General features: G+C 37.7%; 21 protein-coding genes. 13 read left to right on the forward strand and 8 right to left on the reverse strand.

Annotated features, from left to right (window positions below; all coding sequences use genetic code 11):
- Positions 1 to 24: 24 nt before the first annotated feature.
- Entirely contained in the window at positions 25 to 2,283 is a 2,259-nt protein-coding gene (locus tag B0E34_RS18190) for a hypothetical protein (protein WP_087711831.1), read from the reverse strand.
- 473 nt (positions 2,284 to 2,756) lie between these two features.
- On the opposite strand from B0E34_RS18190, the gene B0E34_RS18195 reads away from it, so the two are divergent.
- From B0E34_RS18195 to B0E34_RS18265, 13 genes are all read left to right on the forward strand, one after another.
- On the forward strand, positions 2,757 to 4,007 hold the full coding sequence (locus tag B0E34_RS18195) for a site-specific integrase (RefSeq protein ID WP_068944865.1): 1,251 nt from the start codon (positions 2,757 to 2,759) through the stop codon (positions 4,005 to 4,007).
- A gap of 530 nt (positions 4,008 to 4,537) precedes the next feature.
- On the forward strand, positions 4,538 to 4,930 hold the full coding sequence (locus B0E34_RS18205) for a single-stranded DNA-binding protein (RefSeq protein WP_068944867.1): 393 nt from the start codon (positions 4,538 to 4,540) through the stop codon (positions 4,928 to 4,930).
- 43 nt (positions 4,931 to 4,973) lie between these two features.
- Positions 4,974 to 6,047 carry a DUF932 domain-containing protein gene (locus B0E34_RS18210; RefSeq protein WP_068944868.1) on the forward strand — a complete coding sequence of 358 codons (1,074 nt, stop codon included), beginning with the start codon at positions 4,974 to 4,976 and terminating at the stop codon, positions 6,045 to 6,047.
- Positions 6,048 to 6,207: 160 nt separating this feature from the next.
- Positions 6,208 to 6,453 carry a DNA-binding protein gene (locus B0E34_RS18215; protein ID WP_228423103.1) on the forward strand — a complete coding sequence of 82 codons (246 nt, stop codon included), beginning with the start codon at positions 6,208 to 6,210 and terminating at the stop codon, positions 6,451 to 6,453.
- 22 nt (positions 6,454 to 6,475) lie between these two features.
- Positions 6,476 to 6,949 (forward strand): DUF1281 family ferredoxin-like fold protein, encoded by a 474-nt coding sequence (locus tag B0E34_RS18220; protein WP_087711833.1) that lies wholly within the window; start codon positions 6,476 to 6,478, stop codon positions 6,947 to 6,949.
- A gap of 206 nt (positions 6,950 to 7,155) precedes the next feature.
- The gene (locus B0E34_RS18230; protein WP_068944870.1) at positions 7,156 to 7,767 is read left to right on the forward strand and encodes a PRTRC system protein E; all 612 of its coding nucleotides are present in this window, start codon (positions 7,156 to 7,158) and stop codon (positions 7,765 to 7,767) included.
- 17 nt (positions 7,768 to 7,784) lie between these two features.
- Complete coding sequence (locus B0E34_RS18235; RefSeq protein WP_068944871.1) at positions 7,785 to 8,003, forward strand: PRTRC system protein C; 219 nt, start codon at positions 7,785 to 7,787, stop codon at positions 8,001 to 8,003.
- A gap of 17 nt (positions 8,004 to 8,020) precedes the next feature.
- Positions 8,021 to 9,175 (forward strand): hypothetical protein, encoded by a 1,155-nt coding sequence (locus B0E34_RS18240; RefSeq protein ID WP_068944872.1) that lies wholly within the window; start codon positions 8,021 to 8,023, stop codon positions 9,173 to 9,175.
- A gap of 10 nt (positions 9,176 to 9,185) precedes the next feature.
- The gene (locus tag B0E34_RS18245) at positions 9,186 to 9,911 is read left to right on the forward strand and encodes a PRTRC system protein B (protein ID WP_068945223.1); all 726 of its coding nucleotides are present in this window, start codon (positions 9,186 to 9,188) and stop codon (positions 9,909 to 9,911) included.
- Positions 9,911 to 10,720, forward strand: a complete 810-nt coding sequence (locus B0E34_RS18250) for a PRTRC system ThiF family protein (protein ID WP_068944873.1) — start codon at positions 9,911 to 9,913, stop codon at positions 10,718 to 10,720. Before B0E34_RS18245 ends, B0E34_RS18250 begins: the two co-directional genes overlap by 1 nt.
- A gap of 364 nt (positions 10,721 to 11,084) precedes the next feature.
- Positions 11,085 to 11,666, forward strand: coding sequence for a hypothetical protein (locus B0E34_RS18255; RefSeq protein ID WP_087711835.1), 582 nt, complete (start codon positions 11,085 to 11,087; stop codon positions 11,664 to 11,666).
- A gap of 23 nt (positions 11,667 to 11,689) precedes the next feature.
- A complete protein-coding gene (locus B0E34_RS18260; protein WP_068944875.1) occupies positions 11,690 to 12,646 on the forward strand; it encodes a hypothetical protein in 957 nt (318 codons plus the stop codon).
- Positions 12,647 to 12,652: 6 nt separating this feature from the next.
- On the forward strand, positions 12,653 to 13,510 hold the full coding sequence (locus B0E34_RS18265; RefSeq protein WP_068944876.1) for a pPIWI-associating nuclease domain-containing protein: 858 nt from the start codon (positions 12,653 to 12,655) through the stop codon (positions 13,508 to 13,510).
- Here the strand turns inward: B0E34_RS18265 and B0E34_RS18270 are convergent.
- The 7 genes from B0E34_RS18270 to traN all read right to left on the reverse strand — a co-directional run bounded on the left by B0E34_RS18270 (position 13,507) and on the right by traN (position 17,268).
- On the reverse strand, positions 13,507 to 13,887 hold the full coding sequence (locus B0E34_RS18270; protein WP_068945224.1) for a response regulator: 381 nt from the start codon (positions 13,885 to 13,887) through the stop codon (positions 13,507 to 13,509). The genes B0E34_RS18265 and B0E34_RS18270 overlap by 4 nt on opposite strands.
- Before the next feature lie 278 nt (positions 13,888 to 14,165).
- A complete protein-coding gene (locus B0E34_RS18275) occupies positions 14,166 to 14,459 on the reverse strand; it encodes a helix-turn-helix domain-containing protein (protein WP_068944877.1) in 294 nt (97 codons plus the stop codon).
- A complete protein-coding gene (locus tag B0E34_RS18280; protein ID WP_068944878.1) occupies positions 14,440 to 14,751 on the reverse strand; it encodes a helix-turn-helix domain-containing protein in 312 nt (103 codons plus the stop codon). Before B0E34_RS18280 ends, B0E34_RS18275 begins: the two co-directional genes overlap by 20 nt.
- 175 nt (positions 14,752 to 14,926) lie before the next feature.
- Positions 14,927 to 15,220, reverse strand: a complete 294-nt coding sequence (locus B0E34_RS18285; RefSeq protein ID WP_068944879.1) for a molybdenum ABC transporter permease — start codon at positions 15,218 to 15,220, stop codon at positions 14,927 to 14,929.
- 108 nt (positions 15,221 to 15,328) lie between these two features.
- On the reverse strand, positions 15,329 to 15,778 hold the full coding sequence (locus B0E34_RS18290) for a DUF3872 domain-containing protein (RefSeq protein WP_068944880.1): 450 nt from the start codon (positions 15,776 to 15,778) through the stop codon (positions 15,329 to 15,331).
- An 11-nt stretch (positions 15,779 to 15,789) separates the two neighbouring features.
- A complete protein-coding gene (locus B0E34_RS18295; protein WP_068944881.1) occupies positions 15,790 to 16,350 on the reverse strand; it encodes a conjugal transfer protein TraO in 561 nt (186 codons plus the stop codon).
- Positions 16,351 to 16,371: 21 nt separating this feature from the next.
- Positions 16,372 to 17,268, reverse strand: a complete 897-nt coding sequence (gene traN / locus B0E34_RS18300; protein ID WP_068945225.1) for a conjugative transposon protein TraN — start codon at positions 17,266 to 17,268, stop codon at positions 16,372 to 16,374.
- Positions 17,269 to 17,290 lie beyond the last annotated feature (22 nt).

Genomic DNA, 17,290 nt, shown 5'->3' on the forward strand with positions numbered 1-17,290 from the left:
AATAAAAATATTATCTCTTAATTATTACATTTTTTTGAAGCCTGTTTCATTATAAAGTAATACTTCCATTGCATCATTGATGTATAAAGTTATCTGCATTTCAGGAGATAATGTATAAGATTTCAAACCTTCAACATTCAGATTAACAGAAAATCTGCATAAGTTGAAAACGACTATTGTTTGCCTTTTGACAAGCTCTCTGATATTCAAATCTGTTCCGTCTTTAAAAAGTACATGAACCAATTTCTTTTTACTATTTACATCATAGCTGCCGTTTCCTTCTAGAGAAAATTCATCCGGCTGAATCTTAAGAACGTCATCCTCTAAAATCACCTCTTCCGAGGCAGACGAATTATCAATAGAATTATTCCATTTTGTGATATTATCCGCTGTAAAATCATTAGATCCCCAATGTCTTATCCAATCACTCCACAATCCATCCGCCTTGGTTCTGCTTAGAATATTTCCCGTAAATCTTTCGGTCTGAATTTGCGAAGCAGAATATATATTTTCTGTTTCAAAATGTAAAAAAGCTCTTTTCCCATCTTCCGGTCCTGAATAATTTCCGGTTTCAAGAGTTCCATTTCCTACAGCGTAAAATCCGGAACGTTCAATATCATTTGCACTTTTTCCACTACCAAAGAATTCCATGGGCTTTGCACTGAAAAGATATGAAATTCCATAATTATGTCTAATAAAAGGCATTGTCAGCTCTCCTCCATAAAATCCTATTCCTACTGCATTATTTTCTCTTTCTGCTTTGTATTCCGGATTGAAGTTCCCTTTATCCCAAACTCTATTTCCTTTCACATATGTACCAGAATCATCTACTAAAAGTAAGTTTTGGGAGGTATCATGATAAGGTTTAACAGCAAATCCTGTCGAAACACCGAACCCATCTGTGTCATCAGCAAAGTGTTTTACATAATGTGCAATATCATGCTCTCCTTTTAATCTAATTTCTTTCCCTTCATTAATTGATATATTCGTAAAGTATTTGACTATTTCTTTATAAAAATTAACTACATTAAAAGGATTATCATTATCATTTCCCGCCCAAAATCTAATAGGTTGACCGGCTTGGTTTGCCATAATATCAAGCCCACCTATTACATTCGTGGAAATTCCGTATCCGAAATCTGAACCTAAATTATAAAATGTAGATTCTTTAGAAACCTTACCTGGAGCCGTCATTGCTAACCCGAACCATTCATACGTTGTACTTTTTAATCCTGCAGTAAATGTTTTATGACTATCAATCGTCTGAGCAGTATTTAGCGTAACAGGATTTAAGTTATCTGTATTCCAATAATCTGTGTAAGACTGATACTCAGATTGATTTTGAAAAGTATTTTGATACTGTCTTAGTCCAAAACCATTTTTCTTAAAAACCAATAAGTTCTGACTTCCTCCAGTCGCATCTCTGTATCCCCCAAAATGAATATAATCGGCCCAAGGATAAGTATTATTATTATTCCATGAAGTAAATCCAAACTGGAGTTTAGTGGGTAAAATATTTACCGCTTTTATACTTCTATTGTCGATATATCTCAAATAGCTTCTCCAATCAATAATTTCATTTTCAGTAATCTGATTTGCTGCATGAGAAGTTGAAATATAATTATTTAAATCTAAATTATTTGTTGTAAAAACTTCGCCATCATTTATTTTTAAAACTCCAGACGGAGTCAATCTAAGCTGCGCCGATCCATCATTATTAGTACCAATGGTAAAATTATTACCAATAGCTCCTAAACTCCAATTTGTATCTGATGTAAATCCTATTCGTGGATAATATTGTCCACTACCATAATCCTTATATCCGAACAATAAGTTCTTTCCACCAGGTGTATTTGTAGAAAGAGGTTTTGCATTCGGGTCAAATAAACCGTCTGGTGTATAAGAGTTATAAATGGTATCAAACCTTTTTTTGCCAGTTACATTCTGAGCTGTATCTAATGTTACGTAATCCGCTGGATTAAGATTTGAAGTTGCATTGATTTCTAAATATACAGAACCACTCCATCGAAACTGTTTATTATCCTCAGTGGTAATATATATTTTTCCTTTTTCTCCAAACTGTGGCAATTCTGCGTATTTGCTGAACTCTAACACATCATCTACATAACTGGGTAGCTGCCCCGCCGGAACTTTACCATTAACTAGATCTGCCTTCTTCCTCCAGTCAGGATGAGCAGGCGGAAAATCTCTGTGTGTGTGCCAATACGACTGCATCCAGTCCCAAAAGTTTTGAGACAGAGTTGTTTTCTCATTTGTTGACATTTTTTTATTATTTTTGTTTTGGTTTTAAGATTAAAGTTGGAAGTTCTTTTTATTAGATTACTTCCGTTTTAGCCTTATTTTTTAAGGTGGTGTCCGGCTTGGATATCCACCTTAATTTTTGATATTCATTTTCATCCTTTTTCTTTCTACAAATATCGTCCGGCGTGGCGACAAAACTCGTCGTATTAAATTGATTTCTAATTATTTTCGCAAAAAAAGATTAATAAAAAGCAAAAGTAAGCAAAACGATTAAAACCTTTGCTATACAATGTTTTATAAAATAGTAGTCGTAGTTTGGAACTCGGTGTCTGATAGGTTTTGGGCTTAAAATGACAAGATTGGGTTACTAATTCGTTACCGATTGACAAAAGTAATGATATAGCCTAACTGGCTATATTTCAGTATTTTGCTCTACTTTTTCCATTTCCTTGTAACTCAGTATAATTTAATTTTAAACATTAAACATTTGAGTTATGGAGCAGACAAAAAAATCGACGTTCAAACTGCTTTTCTATTTGAAAAAGAACGAACTGAAAAAGAACGGTAATGCACCGATTATGGCACGTATTACCATTGACGGAACAGCTAAGACTCTGGGTACAAAGTTAGAAATAAACCCCAATAATTGGGATTTAAAGTATGGAAGAGTTGAGGGAAAAAGTGCCGTTGCATTGAACATTAACCAGAAACTGGATAACATACGTGGACGTATCGACAAGATATACGAAGACATGCAGAAACACGAAGGCTTTGCCACCGCACAGAAAGTAAAACTTTCTTTTCTTGGTGTCGGTGTAATGGATGATGCAATATTAAAAGTATTCAACGATCAAAACGAAGATTTCAAAAGATTGGTTGAAAAAGAAGAACGTTCACAAAGCACCTATAACAAGTATATCACGGTTTACAATCATCTTACCAATTTTATTAAAGAACGCTATCATCGTGATGATATGGCATTCCGGGAGTTGACTCCGGAGTTTATCCGTGAGTTCGATTTTTATCTTAGATACGATTTACAATCTTCGCATAATACAGTATGGGTTTACACAATGCCTGTTTTAAGTCTTGTCGAATTGGCTATCAAAAAAGGCTTGATACGTGATAATCCTTTTCAGGATTATGAGATAAATATGCAGGAAACCGACAGAGGTTATATTTTGAAAGAAGATGTTGAGAAACTGATGAAATGTGTACCGTCACACCCAAGATATGAGCTTGTAAAAAATCTCTTTATCTTTAGTTGTTTCACCGGACTTGCTTATGCAGACATCAAGAAATTAACCCGAAATAATATCCAATCTTTCTTTGACGGCCATCAATGGATCATCAGCAGGAGAAAGAAATCGGATATTGCGTCCAATGTTAGGTTGATGGAAATCCCAAAACGCATCATTGAGAAATATCAAGGTACGACAAGGAATGAATTTATCTTCCCGGTTCCTACAAATGCAACCTGTAACAATCACGTCAGTAAACTGATTGAAACAGCAGAAATAATTACAGAACAGAAAGTAACTTTTCACACCGCAAGACATACTTTCGGAACAATGTTTTTGACGGAGGGTGTACCACTAGAAAGCCTTAGCAAAATGATGGGACATAAAAACATCTCCACCACACAGATCTATGCCAAAATCACCAGTCAGAAAATAAGCAAGGATATGGATTTGGTTGCCCCAAAATTTCAGGCTATGGAGGACGCATTTTTAGCGGTCATCTAAATTAGCTTTTAATATTTCACAACAGAGCAGAACTTATTGGTTCTGCTTTTTTTATGCCCATATTTTACAGCCAAAGTACATTTACCTCCCTTCCAATTCCTTCGCTGTAAAAGAACTTTTATGGCTATTTTCTAAATAGAAAATTGAAAAACAAACTCCTTATCCATTCCCCTTTCCCTTTCATTTTTCAAATCTCTCTTATAGGCTTTAATAGCCTGGAATTTATTTCAAAATAATTACAACAAAATATTTCCATAATCAACCGGTAAAAAGGCAGCCAAAGTACGGCGGCCACCCCACGCTCAATCCCAGCCAAAAGACTACGGCATAAACGGTTTCCTCCCTAAAGGTACCCTCCAATTATTCCGTTTCCTTTTGGCTTTTCCTCTTGACCGCCTTGATAGTCTGCTTTCTTTTTTCCGGTTTTTCTTTTGGAAAAAATTATGCGGAGCGGAGCAAACAACAACAGGAAGCAGGAAACGAGAAAAGTGAACGTAACAAAATGTAAAATTTTTAAAACAGGAACGATTATGAACATCATCGGAAGACTGACAAAGGATGCGGAAGTACGCACAACGTCACAGGACAAACAAGTAGTAAACTTTTCAGTAGCTACCAACGAAAGCTACCGAAACAAACAAGGTGAACGAGTGGAGCAAACAACCTACTTCGATTGTGCCTATTGGATTTCGGCAAAAGTAGCCACACTACTGACCAAAGGTACTTTGGTAGAACTCACAGGCAGGGTAAGTACACGAGCGTGGACAGGCAAAGACGGAGAGCCGAAAGCAGGTTTGAATTTCCATACCTCAAACATCAAGTTTCACGGAGGTATCAAAAGAACCGAGACCGTACAGGCTACTGCACAATCTGAAAACAACGGATTTACAGCACAGGGAACAGAGGACGACCTCCCATTTTAATCAAGAACATTCAATCATTTTTTAACATCAAAATTTTATCAAAATGGCACATAATATCAATTTCAACGAGAGAACAGGACGTTATTCATTTTTTAGCGTACAGCAAAAAGCGTGGCACGGTTTGGGGCAAATCGTGGAGCAATACCCAACAAGCGAGGAAGCTATCCAACACGCAGGTTTAGATTACGATGTGGTTAAATCCCCTCTGTTTACCAAAGGTTCGGGCATTATCGAAACAGCCAACGGCATCGAGATAGGCAGTAGCGAATTGGAAGTACCCAACTATTTCGCCAACATACGCACTGATAACAATGCAGTATTGGGTGTAGTTGGTAAAGATTACCACATCGTACAAAACCGTGAAGCCTTTAATTTCTTTGATGCTATCGTAGGTGGTGGCGAGGGTATTTTATACGAAACCGCAGGAGCATTGGGCAACGGAGAACGCATTTTTATCACAGCCAAACTGCCCGACTATATCCGTGTAGGCAATGGCGATGATGTAACGGAGAAATATATTTTCCTAACCACTTCGCACGATGGTAGCGGAAGTATCACAGCCGCATTTACCCCTATCAGGATTGTATGCCAAAACACGCTGAATGCTTCACTACGCAGTATGACCAATGTAGTCCGTATCAAACACACTTCGGGAGCGAAACAGCGTATCGAGAATGCTCACAAGATTATGGGATTAGCTAACACGTTGAGCAACCAATTAGAGGGCATTTTCAACGAGTGGACAAAGGTTAAAGTATCAGACCGAGAAGTAAGAAAGCTAATCCAATTGGCACTTTGCCCGAACAAGGAAACTTTAGACCTAATCAAAAAAGGTGCGGAAGACGAAGTTTCAACCGTGTTTAAAAATGTGGTTGACGATGCTTTCAGCTATGCTATGATAAGCGACACACAGCAAATGGACACCACCAAAGGTACTTTGTTCGGAGCGTACAATGCCGTGACAGGCTACTATCAGAACGTAAGAAATTACAAGAACGATGAAGCCAAGCTACAGAGCATTGTACTCGGTGGTACGGCACAACTCAAATCACAGAAAGCATTTGAATTGTGTACCTCATTTGCTTTGGACGGTGCGGAAATCCTAAACGTTAATTAGATAAAACCACAGGCTACCGCCTTAAATGGTGGTAGCCTACTATAAAGCAACGCTAAAGCACGACACAGGCACAACAACGCTCAGAGTAGTATCACTAAGCGGTAAACAGGGAGCTATACAGCAGATAACAACCGCAGAGGGTTGTCCCGAATGTGCCATTGTGGATATAGTAGAAATTTTTAACGATACAAGACAGCAGGATATGAAAGCAAAAACGATAGAAGAAGCAAAAGAATTGGCGAAAGCCAAGAGCCTTGAAAAGAAGCATAAGGAAGAAACAGTACATATTATCTACTGTAATCGAACGGAGTATTTCTACATAGACACAGACGGTTTAATACGCCTTTGGGAGCAGTCATTCGGTTACTATGTAAATGTCGTTTACACCGCTGAAAAATCAAATTGATAACCTTAAACAATAAATAATTATGGCTAATTGGTGCAGTAATACGGTTGTTTTCGAGGGCAATCCCGAAGCAATCGAACAGATACAACAGCTATTCAAATCAATGGCTGAAAAACAACAGGAAGAAAATTGCGGACAATTACCCGACTTCGTAGAGGACAGTAACGGTGGCTATTTCTTTGAAATCTATCAAGACGATGATGTTACAGGCGTATTCCAATACGAAACAAAATGGTCGCCCAATATTGAGGTAGTACAAGCGATAGCAGAACATTACGGAGTAGACTTTACGCAAGAATATGAAGAAATGGGAAACGGCATCTACGGAAAAGCTACCTATTCGGAAGGTATTTTGGACGATACCGCATTAACCGATGAAGATTTGGAACAATACCAATATGACGAAGAAACAGACCGCTATCATTTTGAAGATGAAGAATATGAAAGCGACAGCGAAATATTGGAAACACTATTATCTCGAAAACTGACAGTATGATGAAAATAACAGATTTGAACGGTTGCCTAATCGAGGTAACTGACCTTGATGAAGCTATCCAAATATCATCAGATTACAAGCAATATAAACACGAGGACAAAAGTTTTTCAGACTTCGATAAAAGACAAAAAGCCTATTGGACGGACTTACACGAGAAACTCACAGCAATCAAAAAACGAATAGTTAACAATTAAAATTTCAGAACGATGAATACCAATTTTTTTAATCAGATACAAGCTTTGGACTTTACAGGAGTATTGCAACTCAACATTTCCAAAGGAGCGGAAAACAATTTAATTGTATCAGTTCTGCTCAATAACGAACAATGCGGAGATAGTGCCAAAAACCTCATTCCCCCATTGACGTTTAACGCCACACCACAGGAATTTGACGAGGGATTTTTTGAGCAGATAAAAGCACCTGTTAAAACCGTTTCGGGTGTAATGGTGGATATGGAAAAATTCCTGAAACAAATGGAAGAAGTCAAAAAGCAATCGGCAATGGAAAAAGAAAAGACCGAGAAAGCCAAAAAGGAAAAAGAAGCCAAAGACAAAAAATTTAAAGACGGAATGGCAAAGGCTGACGAACTCGAAAAAGAGGGCAAGCACCGTGAAGCGTGGATGAAAGTACCCGATATAACCGAGTTTCCCGAAAAAGCGGACGAGATACGCAAACGCAAAACGGAATTATCAAACAAGTTTGCCACACCGAGCCTTTTCGGAGCAATGGAAGAAACAGTACCCGAACCGCCACAAGCGGAAGAAGCTACTGCCGATTATCCCATAGACGAAGCGGACGAAGAAGAAACAGAGTATTAACAATAAAAACGAATAGTATGTTATTAGCAACACAATTGGAACGAGTGTTTATACTCAAAGATAAAGGACAGGACATCAGATTGACCGACCCCGAACCAGGTTGGAGCGTGGAAGCTGTAATGAATTTTTATGCCAATATGTACCCGATACTCACAACCGCAAAAGCATCTGCACCACAGATAAAGGATGATGCAGTAGAGTACAGATTTGAAAGCGTAATGGGAACGAAAGGTTAAACCAAAATTTAAAAGCGATGAACTATGCACAGACATATCCTATCGGGAACTATCACAATACCCGAACAGCAACGACAACGACAGTTGCACCGACAGTTAAACGAGTTCGCAAATTGGATGCAAAAGCCAAAGGATGCAAACGAAGTACGGAAAGACAAACGCAGGTCAGTTCCAATAGCGATGTTACCAATGGCTTTCTAAAATGTTCCTTTCTGCCTAAACTGAAAGAAACAAAAACCGTACAGGCTTGCAGGAAATCAAATAGAACGGAAAGGGATTTTTTTCAGTCCCTTTCCAAATTGGCAAAGCATTACAATATTGAACCTGCACAGACCAAACAATTTGCCTATCCCTATAATATGGCATTGGCTATGGCTGATGTAGAGGAAAAGTTAAAGAGTAAAGTTTTAGATTGGGAAGAAATTCGATTGGTACAGGACAGCAAGAAAACCTATTTTGTAAGTGAAGAACGCTACAATACAGGTTCAACACTGTTTTACATTCCTGTTTGCCCATTGTACCGACTTTTTCACGATAAAAAGAGAAAATCAAATGCACATTTATTATTGTCCGTTTGTGCTTATCTGTACCATATAGCCGACATTCCGTATTACAGACAGGAAGCAAGTTACCTCTATTGGATGTACGAAATGATGAACGATTGGGTAGAACAGGATGATTATACAGAAGAAACCGAAGTTTATCTTTCGGAGATTAAAGAAGCTGAATTTATAGGGGATTTTATTGAGCAACGAATTTATAACCGCATCAATCTGACCGTATTTGAAAAACGTATTGAAAAGTTCAAAGTAAGGAATGATTTTGACAGAGAATGCTTGATAGTAGCAAAAGAAGCTTTTTCCCTGTATCAAAAATATCCGAATGAAAACGTATTCAGAAATGCCAAACCCAATGGAGAAGCATCTGAAGAAGATATGGAGAACATTATCGGAATGGAAAAGTACATTTCATTTTACGCAGACCACAAAGGTTGGCTCAATGAAACCTTGATAGAATCCGTAAACACCGATATACAGGAATACGGACAAATGGAAGAACCGATTATATTAAAACAGTTTGATGGCAGGGATATAACCGCCAACAATCTTTGTTTTGAAAACAGGTTATTTCAATTATTACACGACCTAAGCGATGTTTTACACCAATGCTAAATTTAAGAATATGGAAACAATAAACGATATAACACAGGACTTCGGGACATTGTACCACCCCAAATCGGCTTTGGTATTCTACGAAACCAAAGGACGGACAACCGATGTGTATGTAGAGCATTTTGATATGGATAAAAACGGAAATCCAATCAATGCCCACCCTTTAACCGTAAGAGAAGCAAATATATTGGCAAAATCACTTCGCTCCGAAAAAGACAAGGATAAAGCTTTTCTAAAGCCAAACGGAATTTTGCCGACAAACATTTTGCACCTTAATCCGAGTGCGGAAAAAGGTACGGTAATCTGGTACACCAAAGCACAACAAAGAAAGTTGTTTTTTGTGGACGGTCTGAAAATATCCAACGGTAATGCCTTTGTACCACCAATGCTTTGGAAAGCAAGTAAAAATAGTCTTTCCGTTTATGCCCTTGCGAGTGACAGAAGACCGAATGATAAAACTAAACTGCATTATGCTCCGTTTTTCAATATTTACGAGGATGGTAAAGTCTGTATGGGAACGGTTAGCATTGATATTAAAAAATCCGCATCGGTGGAAGAATTTGTACACGCTTGGGGACACTATTTTTTCAATAGTTATTTCAGCCATCTAATGGGCAAACACAATCCTGTAAATGGCGATTGCGTAAAGTTGTGGAAAGACCTTATCGACATAGATAAACGTTTTCCAAAAGAAGTTTTAAAAGCGAACGGCAAAACCCTTAAAAATCTATTGTGATGAATACAGAGAAAACCAAAGTGCATTTTACGGACAACTATCTGATAAGTCCGACAAACCCGATTGAAGTGAACCTTATCGGAGCAGGTGGCACAGGCTCAAAGGTGCTGACCGCATTAATGGAAATGAGCCACAGTCTAACCGAACTGGGACACGCAGGACTGCAAGTACGTTTGTGGGATGATGATATTATCACGGAAGCCAATTTGGGCAGACAGCGATTTGCACCAAGTGAAACAGGACTGTACAAATCAGTAGCCTTGATAAACCGTGTTAACCGTTTTATGGGAACGAATTGGAAAGCAGAAACACAAAAGTTTGAACGCAATACTTTTGGAGGTCTGCCCGAAAATACAAAATCTACTATTTACATTTCCTGTGTGGACAATGTACAAACAAGGTTTGATATAGCAGAAATGCTCACAGCAATGAGCAAACAACGTAGAGCCAACCGTGAAGAACCCAAATATTGGTTGGATTTTGGGAACAGCCAACATACAGGGCAAGTGATACTATCCACTATTGGAAGTATCAACCAACCCGACTCCGAAAAGTATGAAGCGGTGGCAAGCCTGCCAATGGTTACAGATGAATTTGGCGAACTGCTGAAACAGTCCGAGCAAACAGACGATACGCCAAGTTGTAGTTTGGCAGAAGCATTGGAAAAACAGGATTTGTATATCAATGCAACATTGGCTCAAATGGGTTGTTCGCTGTTGTGGAATATGTTTCGCTTTGGAATGACCGAAAACAGAGGTTTTTTTCTCAATCTGAAAAACTTCCTCACCCAACCCCTAAAAGTCGCCTGACCCAAAAAGTCGGGCGGCGAAAAGACGCATCCTTCCGTTGGTCGGAACCGCCTTTTCGCATTTAAAAAGGTGCAACCACTTTGCTAAAACGCACCCTAACACAGTTCCTTTTCTCTACATTTTACCAAACAGGTTGCGACATTATTCTCGTGGGATATTCATTATCCCTTTCGTTGTTTTGGTAATGACTTCTTTTCTTTTCACACAGCGACCAAAGAAAAGAAGCAAAAGAACGTCGCATTTTGTATCAATTAGGCATTATACACTAGCACTTTTATTATATTACATATTGTCTACGGTAAGTTCAATTGAGCATATTTTATTTTTTTAAATTTGTTTATAGCTAATTTAAACTAGATAATAAATGTTAGAACAATACAGAAAAACGGCTTTTCACGAAAGCGGACATATAGCAATGACTTATTTTGCAGAATATTCCTGTCAGGAAGTTGAAGTTTTGGTTTCGGGTGATGGGAAAACTATAATGAATTATGGAAATGATTTACTATTAATCTCCGCAATTACAAATTGTATTGAGTATCCTGAAATGTTCAACAATCTTCCTCAATCGACTAAATTGAGTTCACCTCAGGTGGCTTATAAAGTTTCCCTTATACTATTGGCAGGATCTATTTCCGAAAGTATCCATTTAAATAATGGTATTGTTGATGGAGATATGGAGGTTGAATTATCAGGTCCTGATTTGATAAGAGTGCAAAACATTGACAAACTGCTTTCTTCAATTTTTAAAAATCATCCATCGGATTTTATTCAGGACAATATGCAAAATGTTATGATGACATTTTCCATCCCTGAAATATGGAATTCGATATCTGTACTTGCTGAGGCTATTTTGAACAAAGAAGATATGAAACTTACTCGACAAGAAATAGAAGATGTACTTTTACGTACTGATTACTTTGAACACATTAAAAAATATATGTAATAGATATATTGGAACTATTATAGATGAAATTTTACAATACCAACGGAATACCTACAGAAACACCATTAGAAGATAGCTTTTATATCACCGAGCTTATAAACTATGAGCTTGTTTTCAGTGCTGGTGATCAGACTTATGAAATTGAAAAAATATGCATTCAACTTAGGGATCAACTCGCTAAAAAGATATTTGGCGATATAAGAACCTATCACGGCTATTTCACTACTCCTATATTTCCATTTGCGTCCCTTGCAGGTATCGATGCAGAAATTAGGTTATCTAAAGAGGACTTTGAGACACTCGTTCATGGTATTGAGGACAAGGAAAAACTTTTTAGGCTCTTGTATTATTTTGATGTAGAGAACCTGATTAGCACATTGCAGAATTCTGTACTTGAGACTAAGTATATTATAGGGGAATTCTACAAAATGCTAAATAATAATAGTTTTCTTGTGCATAATGACTTGACTGTGGTCGATGATGGTATTCAATATGCTTCGGGCTACATTGTCACAAATATTACGTCACTAGTAAATCACTTATTCATCAACTTGTACAGCCAGATGGATTTTACTACTAAGATCATTTACGAAATCGAAAACCTCCATGTTGATTTCTTGACTTATCCCAAACTAAAATCAAAGGATACAGTGTACGGGGATTCAAAGAAAACAACTTTCAGAGAATTGAAAGGCTCTATCTATGAGATGAGCGACGAGATACGCATCATTATGTATCTACGGAATGAAATTGTCCATAATGCTTCCATTGATAGCGTTCCAAAGGTGTATCAGAACATTAAAAATAATATGCTTATAGAGAAGTTTATATTGCTTCCTGATTTTAATAATGGAATAATAAAGACATTCAAGAACAGGAAACGTTTTTTTAGTGATGATACAAAACTCAATGAGATTTTACCTGCACTTATCACCGAGTTTTGGAATAGATTGCAATTTACACTATCCGAAATTAAATAGTTAAAAATGGAAAAAACGGAAAAAATAAATCAATTACTAACAAATCAGTTTGAACTTGATCTTTTTGAGGCATCACTTGCTAGTCTAAATGATAAAAGTAATAAATTACGATACAACAACTTCGCTTACTCAATAAGGGAACTTTCAAGGCATTTTCTTTATAACCTTGCGCCAGAAGATAGGATCAAAAACTGCAATTGGTTCAAACCTGAAACACCAGATGGAAAACCAACAAGAAATCAACGAATCAAATATGCGGTTCAAGGTGGAATAGAAGACGCTTTTTTAGATAGTTGGGGATTTGATGTTGAAGAACTTAAAGACATGATAAAGGATGTAAAGGAAACAATTAATACTTTAAGCAAGTACACTCATATTAATCCTGAGGTGTTCAATATTAGCGATTCTGATGTCGAGCGTATGAGCCAAGATGTGCTTAACTCTTTCATTAGTTTAGTAGAAACAATTGAGAACTATCGTGAAGATCTTAAACAATTTCTCGATAGGCATATCGAAGAGCATATGATATCATCCGTTGTAACTAATTTTTTTGAGAATGTTGATCGGCTTGCACCTCATCATTCATTGGAGTATAGCGAGGTGTCAGAATATCATATTTCAGAAATTAATGAATATGAAATTGTAGTAGACGTTTTTGGAGATCTACATGTGATTCTTGAATATGGATCTAATAAGGAAAGACGTGAAGGTGACGGATTAGACTTGCCAGAAACATTTCCTTTTGAAACTAAGATACGCTATCAAATCGATGAGGATTTCCCCTCCACTAAATTTAAAGTTGACGATTACGATGTGGATACTTCAAGTTGGTATGGAGATGATGAGGAAAATTATAGTCTTTAAACCTTGAAGATAGCTTTCTTAAAATCAATAATATCACTGCCAACTAATAAATAGCTCAAAAAGCCAATGTCTAAAAGAGCTTTACCTACTTTCTCATTGTCTATATCACTATGAGCAATAAATCGAACGCCAGGATATTTTGTCCGTAACTCCTGAAGCCCTGCCAATACATTCTTATCGTAAAAATCGAGGTCTATAATACAGACTTCGGGAAGTGATTTTAAAGCAGCTAATTGAGTAATGGCATCTTCAATTGTTTCTGCTCGAAATATGATTGCAAATCCTGAACCAGAGAGGTCATTGCAAATCCTATCTAAAATCGGGCTTTTATCATTGATAAATGCAAGGGATTGTTTGGGTTTGTTTATTGTATCCATAATGCCATTTTTTTTCTTTTTCATGAACCCTACACAAAAAAGAAAGCGTAGGCAATCACACTTACCGGCATTAAGGCACTGGTACGCCATCCCCCAAATAAGCGGACGCCCACGCCTATGACGTGAGCGTTCTTACTTATCTGTTCCGGGGTTTTAAAAATTACCAGTTTCTAATGCGGAACCTAAAGCAAAAACACTTTAAGTATTTTCTATCTTTTACAAAGATACAAAACTCATTTCGATATAGAAATATGCCCTAAACTAAATTTGACCATAGATTATTTGATTTTTTGGCTACAATAGTTTTGCTCCAATACGGTCAGTATATCCGTTTCCTTATAAATTATTTTACCCCCAATCTGTATATACGGCAAGATATTATCATCACGGTATTGCTGTAAAGTGCGTTTGCTAATATGGAGTAACTTGCACACATCTTCGCCCGATAGGTAAATTTCTCCGTTCATTACAGGACGGTAGTTTTTCAATATTTCTTCGATGCTTTTTCTCAACTGTATTATCATCTCCCGTTGTTTGATGATTTCTTCGGCTTCATTTGTCAGTAAATCCATTTTTATTGGCATTATACGGCTGTCCTACTTCGAGCAAAGTCTGTACATCCGAGAGTTTGAAATAATTCTTACGGTTTAATTTGGAGTAAGGCAACATACCTTTGTCTTTATAGGTCTGCAACGTGCGTTTGGTAATGTTCATCATCAAACACACTTCCTGGTTATCGAGCCATTTCTCTTCTTTGAAAATCGGGGTATATTTCCGAGTAGCGTTTTCGGTCAGTTCCAAAAGTGCTTTCAGCTCATTTTTCATTCCGTCCAGTGCGGATTTTTGTATTGCGATAACTTCCATAGTCTGCTCAATTTTGCGGTGGAAGTCGAATTTAGAAAGGCTTGTTAGAGGGTTGAGGAATGTTGCACCCGTTGGCGTTGAAAGGCAGTGTTTGGCGTTTTACATTTGCCATAAACGTAAATCGGATAACCTTTTGAGCTATCCGATTGAAATAAAATCAGCAGAAAAACTTCGATCAACGTTGGGCAGGCTGTTCAATATTAAGTTCCTGTTGCTTTTTCTCCCTTTCTTTCTTCATCTGTGTATAAGACCAAAGAATAACAACGCCAAGAATAATTAAAGCATAGGCTATCCACTTACCAACACGCTCTATAAAACGGATAAATACAGATGCTTCAAAACTCGAAAAGCCCTCTGCACCCATGGCATTACGTCTGTAAAATTTCCTGCGGCTTATCCAGTAGATAAGACCTATACCGATAACAAGCGGAATAATCCCCATTACCAATTGAGAAGTAACTGCATCCATATAGTCAAAATTATATCAAGTAAATTTAAACAAAAACATCCTTGGTCGAAAACCAAAAGCAAAAACCGACGTGTAAAGTCGGTTTTGATTTTATCAAAGTTGTTGTTCTTAATCACTACTATTGAACTGAAAGCTCACTTGCTTTTCATTCCCGAAGCTGTCCGAGATCCAAACCTCAAAGGACTGTGAAGCAGCAGATGTGGATGTGTAATACAACCGGAACTGTTCCGTAGGCAATTGATACAGGTTATTAGGTAAGTAAGGCGGTTCATCATAATACTGCAATGTTCCTGTGCCATCAAACTGGAAGTAACGGAGAAAATACTGTGTATTGCTGTAATTGCCGTTTCGTTGTATTGTTATTCTGATTTCTACTGTCTGCCCATTGGCAACATCTTTGGGTACAGGCATCACGTTTACCTCGAAAGGAAAATCGTTTTGTATTTCGAGTTCATCATCTTTGCTACAAGATACCAAAGAAGCCGAAGCTGTGAGGATTGCCAGCATTACATATATCGGCAGTAATCCTATTCTGAATTTATTGAATATTGCTATCATCATTTTACATTTTAAAAATTAAACCTTAATCCCACGCCTGCGGACGGTCGGAATTGTTCCAAGTCTGTACCCCACAAAACCTTTGTACGCCCTTGCAGGACTAACACAAAACGGTCGGACAGGTACATTTCAAATGTGAGCCGTCCGCCTGCTCCGTAAACAAAATTGTCTTCGCTCAGTATCTTCGCTCCGTCATACAACATCGTTTCACCCCGGTTGATGCTTTCGTAACCGACTACGCCTGTTATTCCAAAGTTCAGTGTGATATTCTTACGGGCATCACCCAACAGGAAGAAACTGTAACCACCCTCTGCGGAATAGGTTTCCTGTGGAATGCGGAGGTCTTTATAGTCGTGGTATTGATGCGTGTATTCCAATGCCCACAGCTGGTAATTGCCGTTCTTACCGTTTACAGTCATACCAAGGCTGATGTAATAATCATTCCCGATTTTATCATCGGACAATACACCTGCACTTATTTCTAATCCTTTTTGTTTAGGCAGCATTCGTTGTGCCTGTGTCACTGAGATGCCCACCAAAACGAGCATCACGGTATAGATATACTTTTTCATATTAAATTCTTTAAAGTGTTACTAAAATTTCAGGTGCATATCGTTAATCAAACGAGCCTTGATTAAATCTGAATTTTCCACCTGAAGTGTTTGATGACGACCACCGTTCTTCTCGAAAATCTCAATCAACAGTACCTTATCGTCAGCAATAGTAAATTGGTCTAACAGAAAAACATTTTGTTCCGTAGATTTTCCGTTTATACTATCATCCAATGGTTTATAAGTCCTTAACGGTATCATCGAACGCTCCTGTACTACGGTGCGTTTCGCTACTTTCTTATCCACCACTTTGAAATTGATAAAATCAATCTCAAACGGTACATTGGTACGGTTTCTCAATTCCGTATGGAAATAGTATTTGCCGTTATGTATGTAAATCCCTTTGAGGATAAACTGGATACCGAAGCTTTTAGCTCCGATATGCTTTACTATGCGTTTGTCCTTTTTGTAGATGGTTTCCAAAAGTAAGCCAGCCAATGAGGGGGAATTATTACCCAATTCTTCAAAAAGCACATCGTTACCGTTGGCTTTGTCCACCGCCTTTTGCATTGTGAGCAGGTCATAGCTCAACGCCTCCGGGTAGGAACTGTAATACACATTGAAGCTGTAAAAGCGTCCATCATTTGTGATAACGGAAAAGTTGGTTTCGGTTTCAAAATCCCTTACCGATGCTTTTACACGCAATACATTTTCGGCATCTTCCGCTTTTCCTGCAATTAGGTATTCACTTCCCAAATCCACGTAACGAATGGCAGTCGGGAAAATCAGGTGCGAAGTTTTATCGTAGGTCACTTCCATACGGTACGGTTCTATCTTGCCCAGGGCAAGCGGTGTTCTAATGCTGTCCTGTGCATAAGATTGTACGGCAAAGCCAAGTATGAGGGCAATTGCCCAAAAAGTTTTAAAATGATTTTTCATTGTTTTATTATTTGAATTCAAC

Source organism: Chryseobacterium mucoviscidosis, from assembly GCF_002177115.1.
Classification (GTDB): Bacteria; Bacteroidota; Bacteroidia; order Flavobacteriales; family Weeksellaceae; genus Chryseobacterium; species Chryseobacterium mucoviscidosis.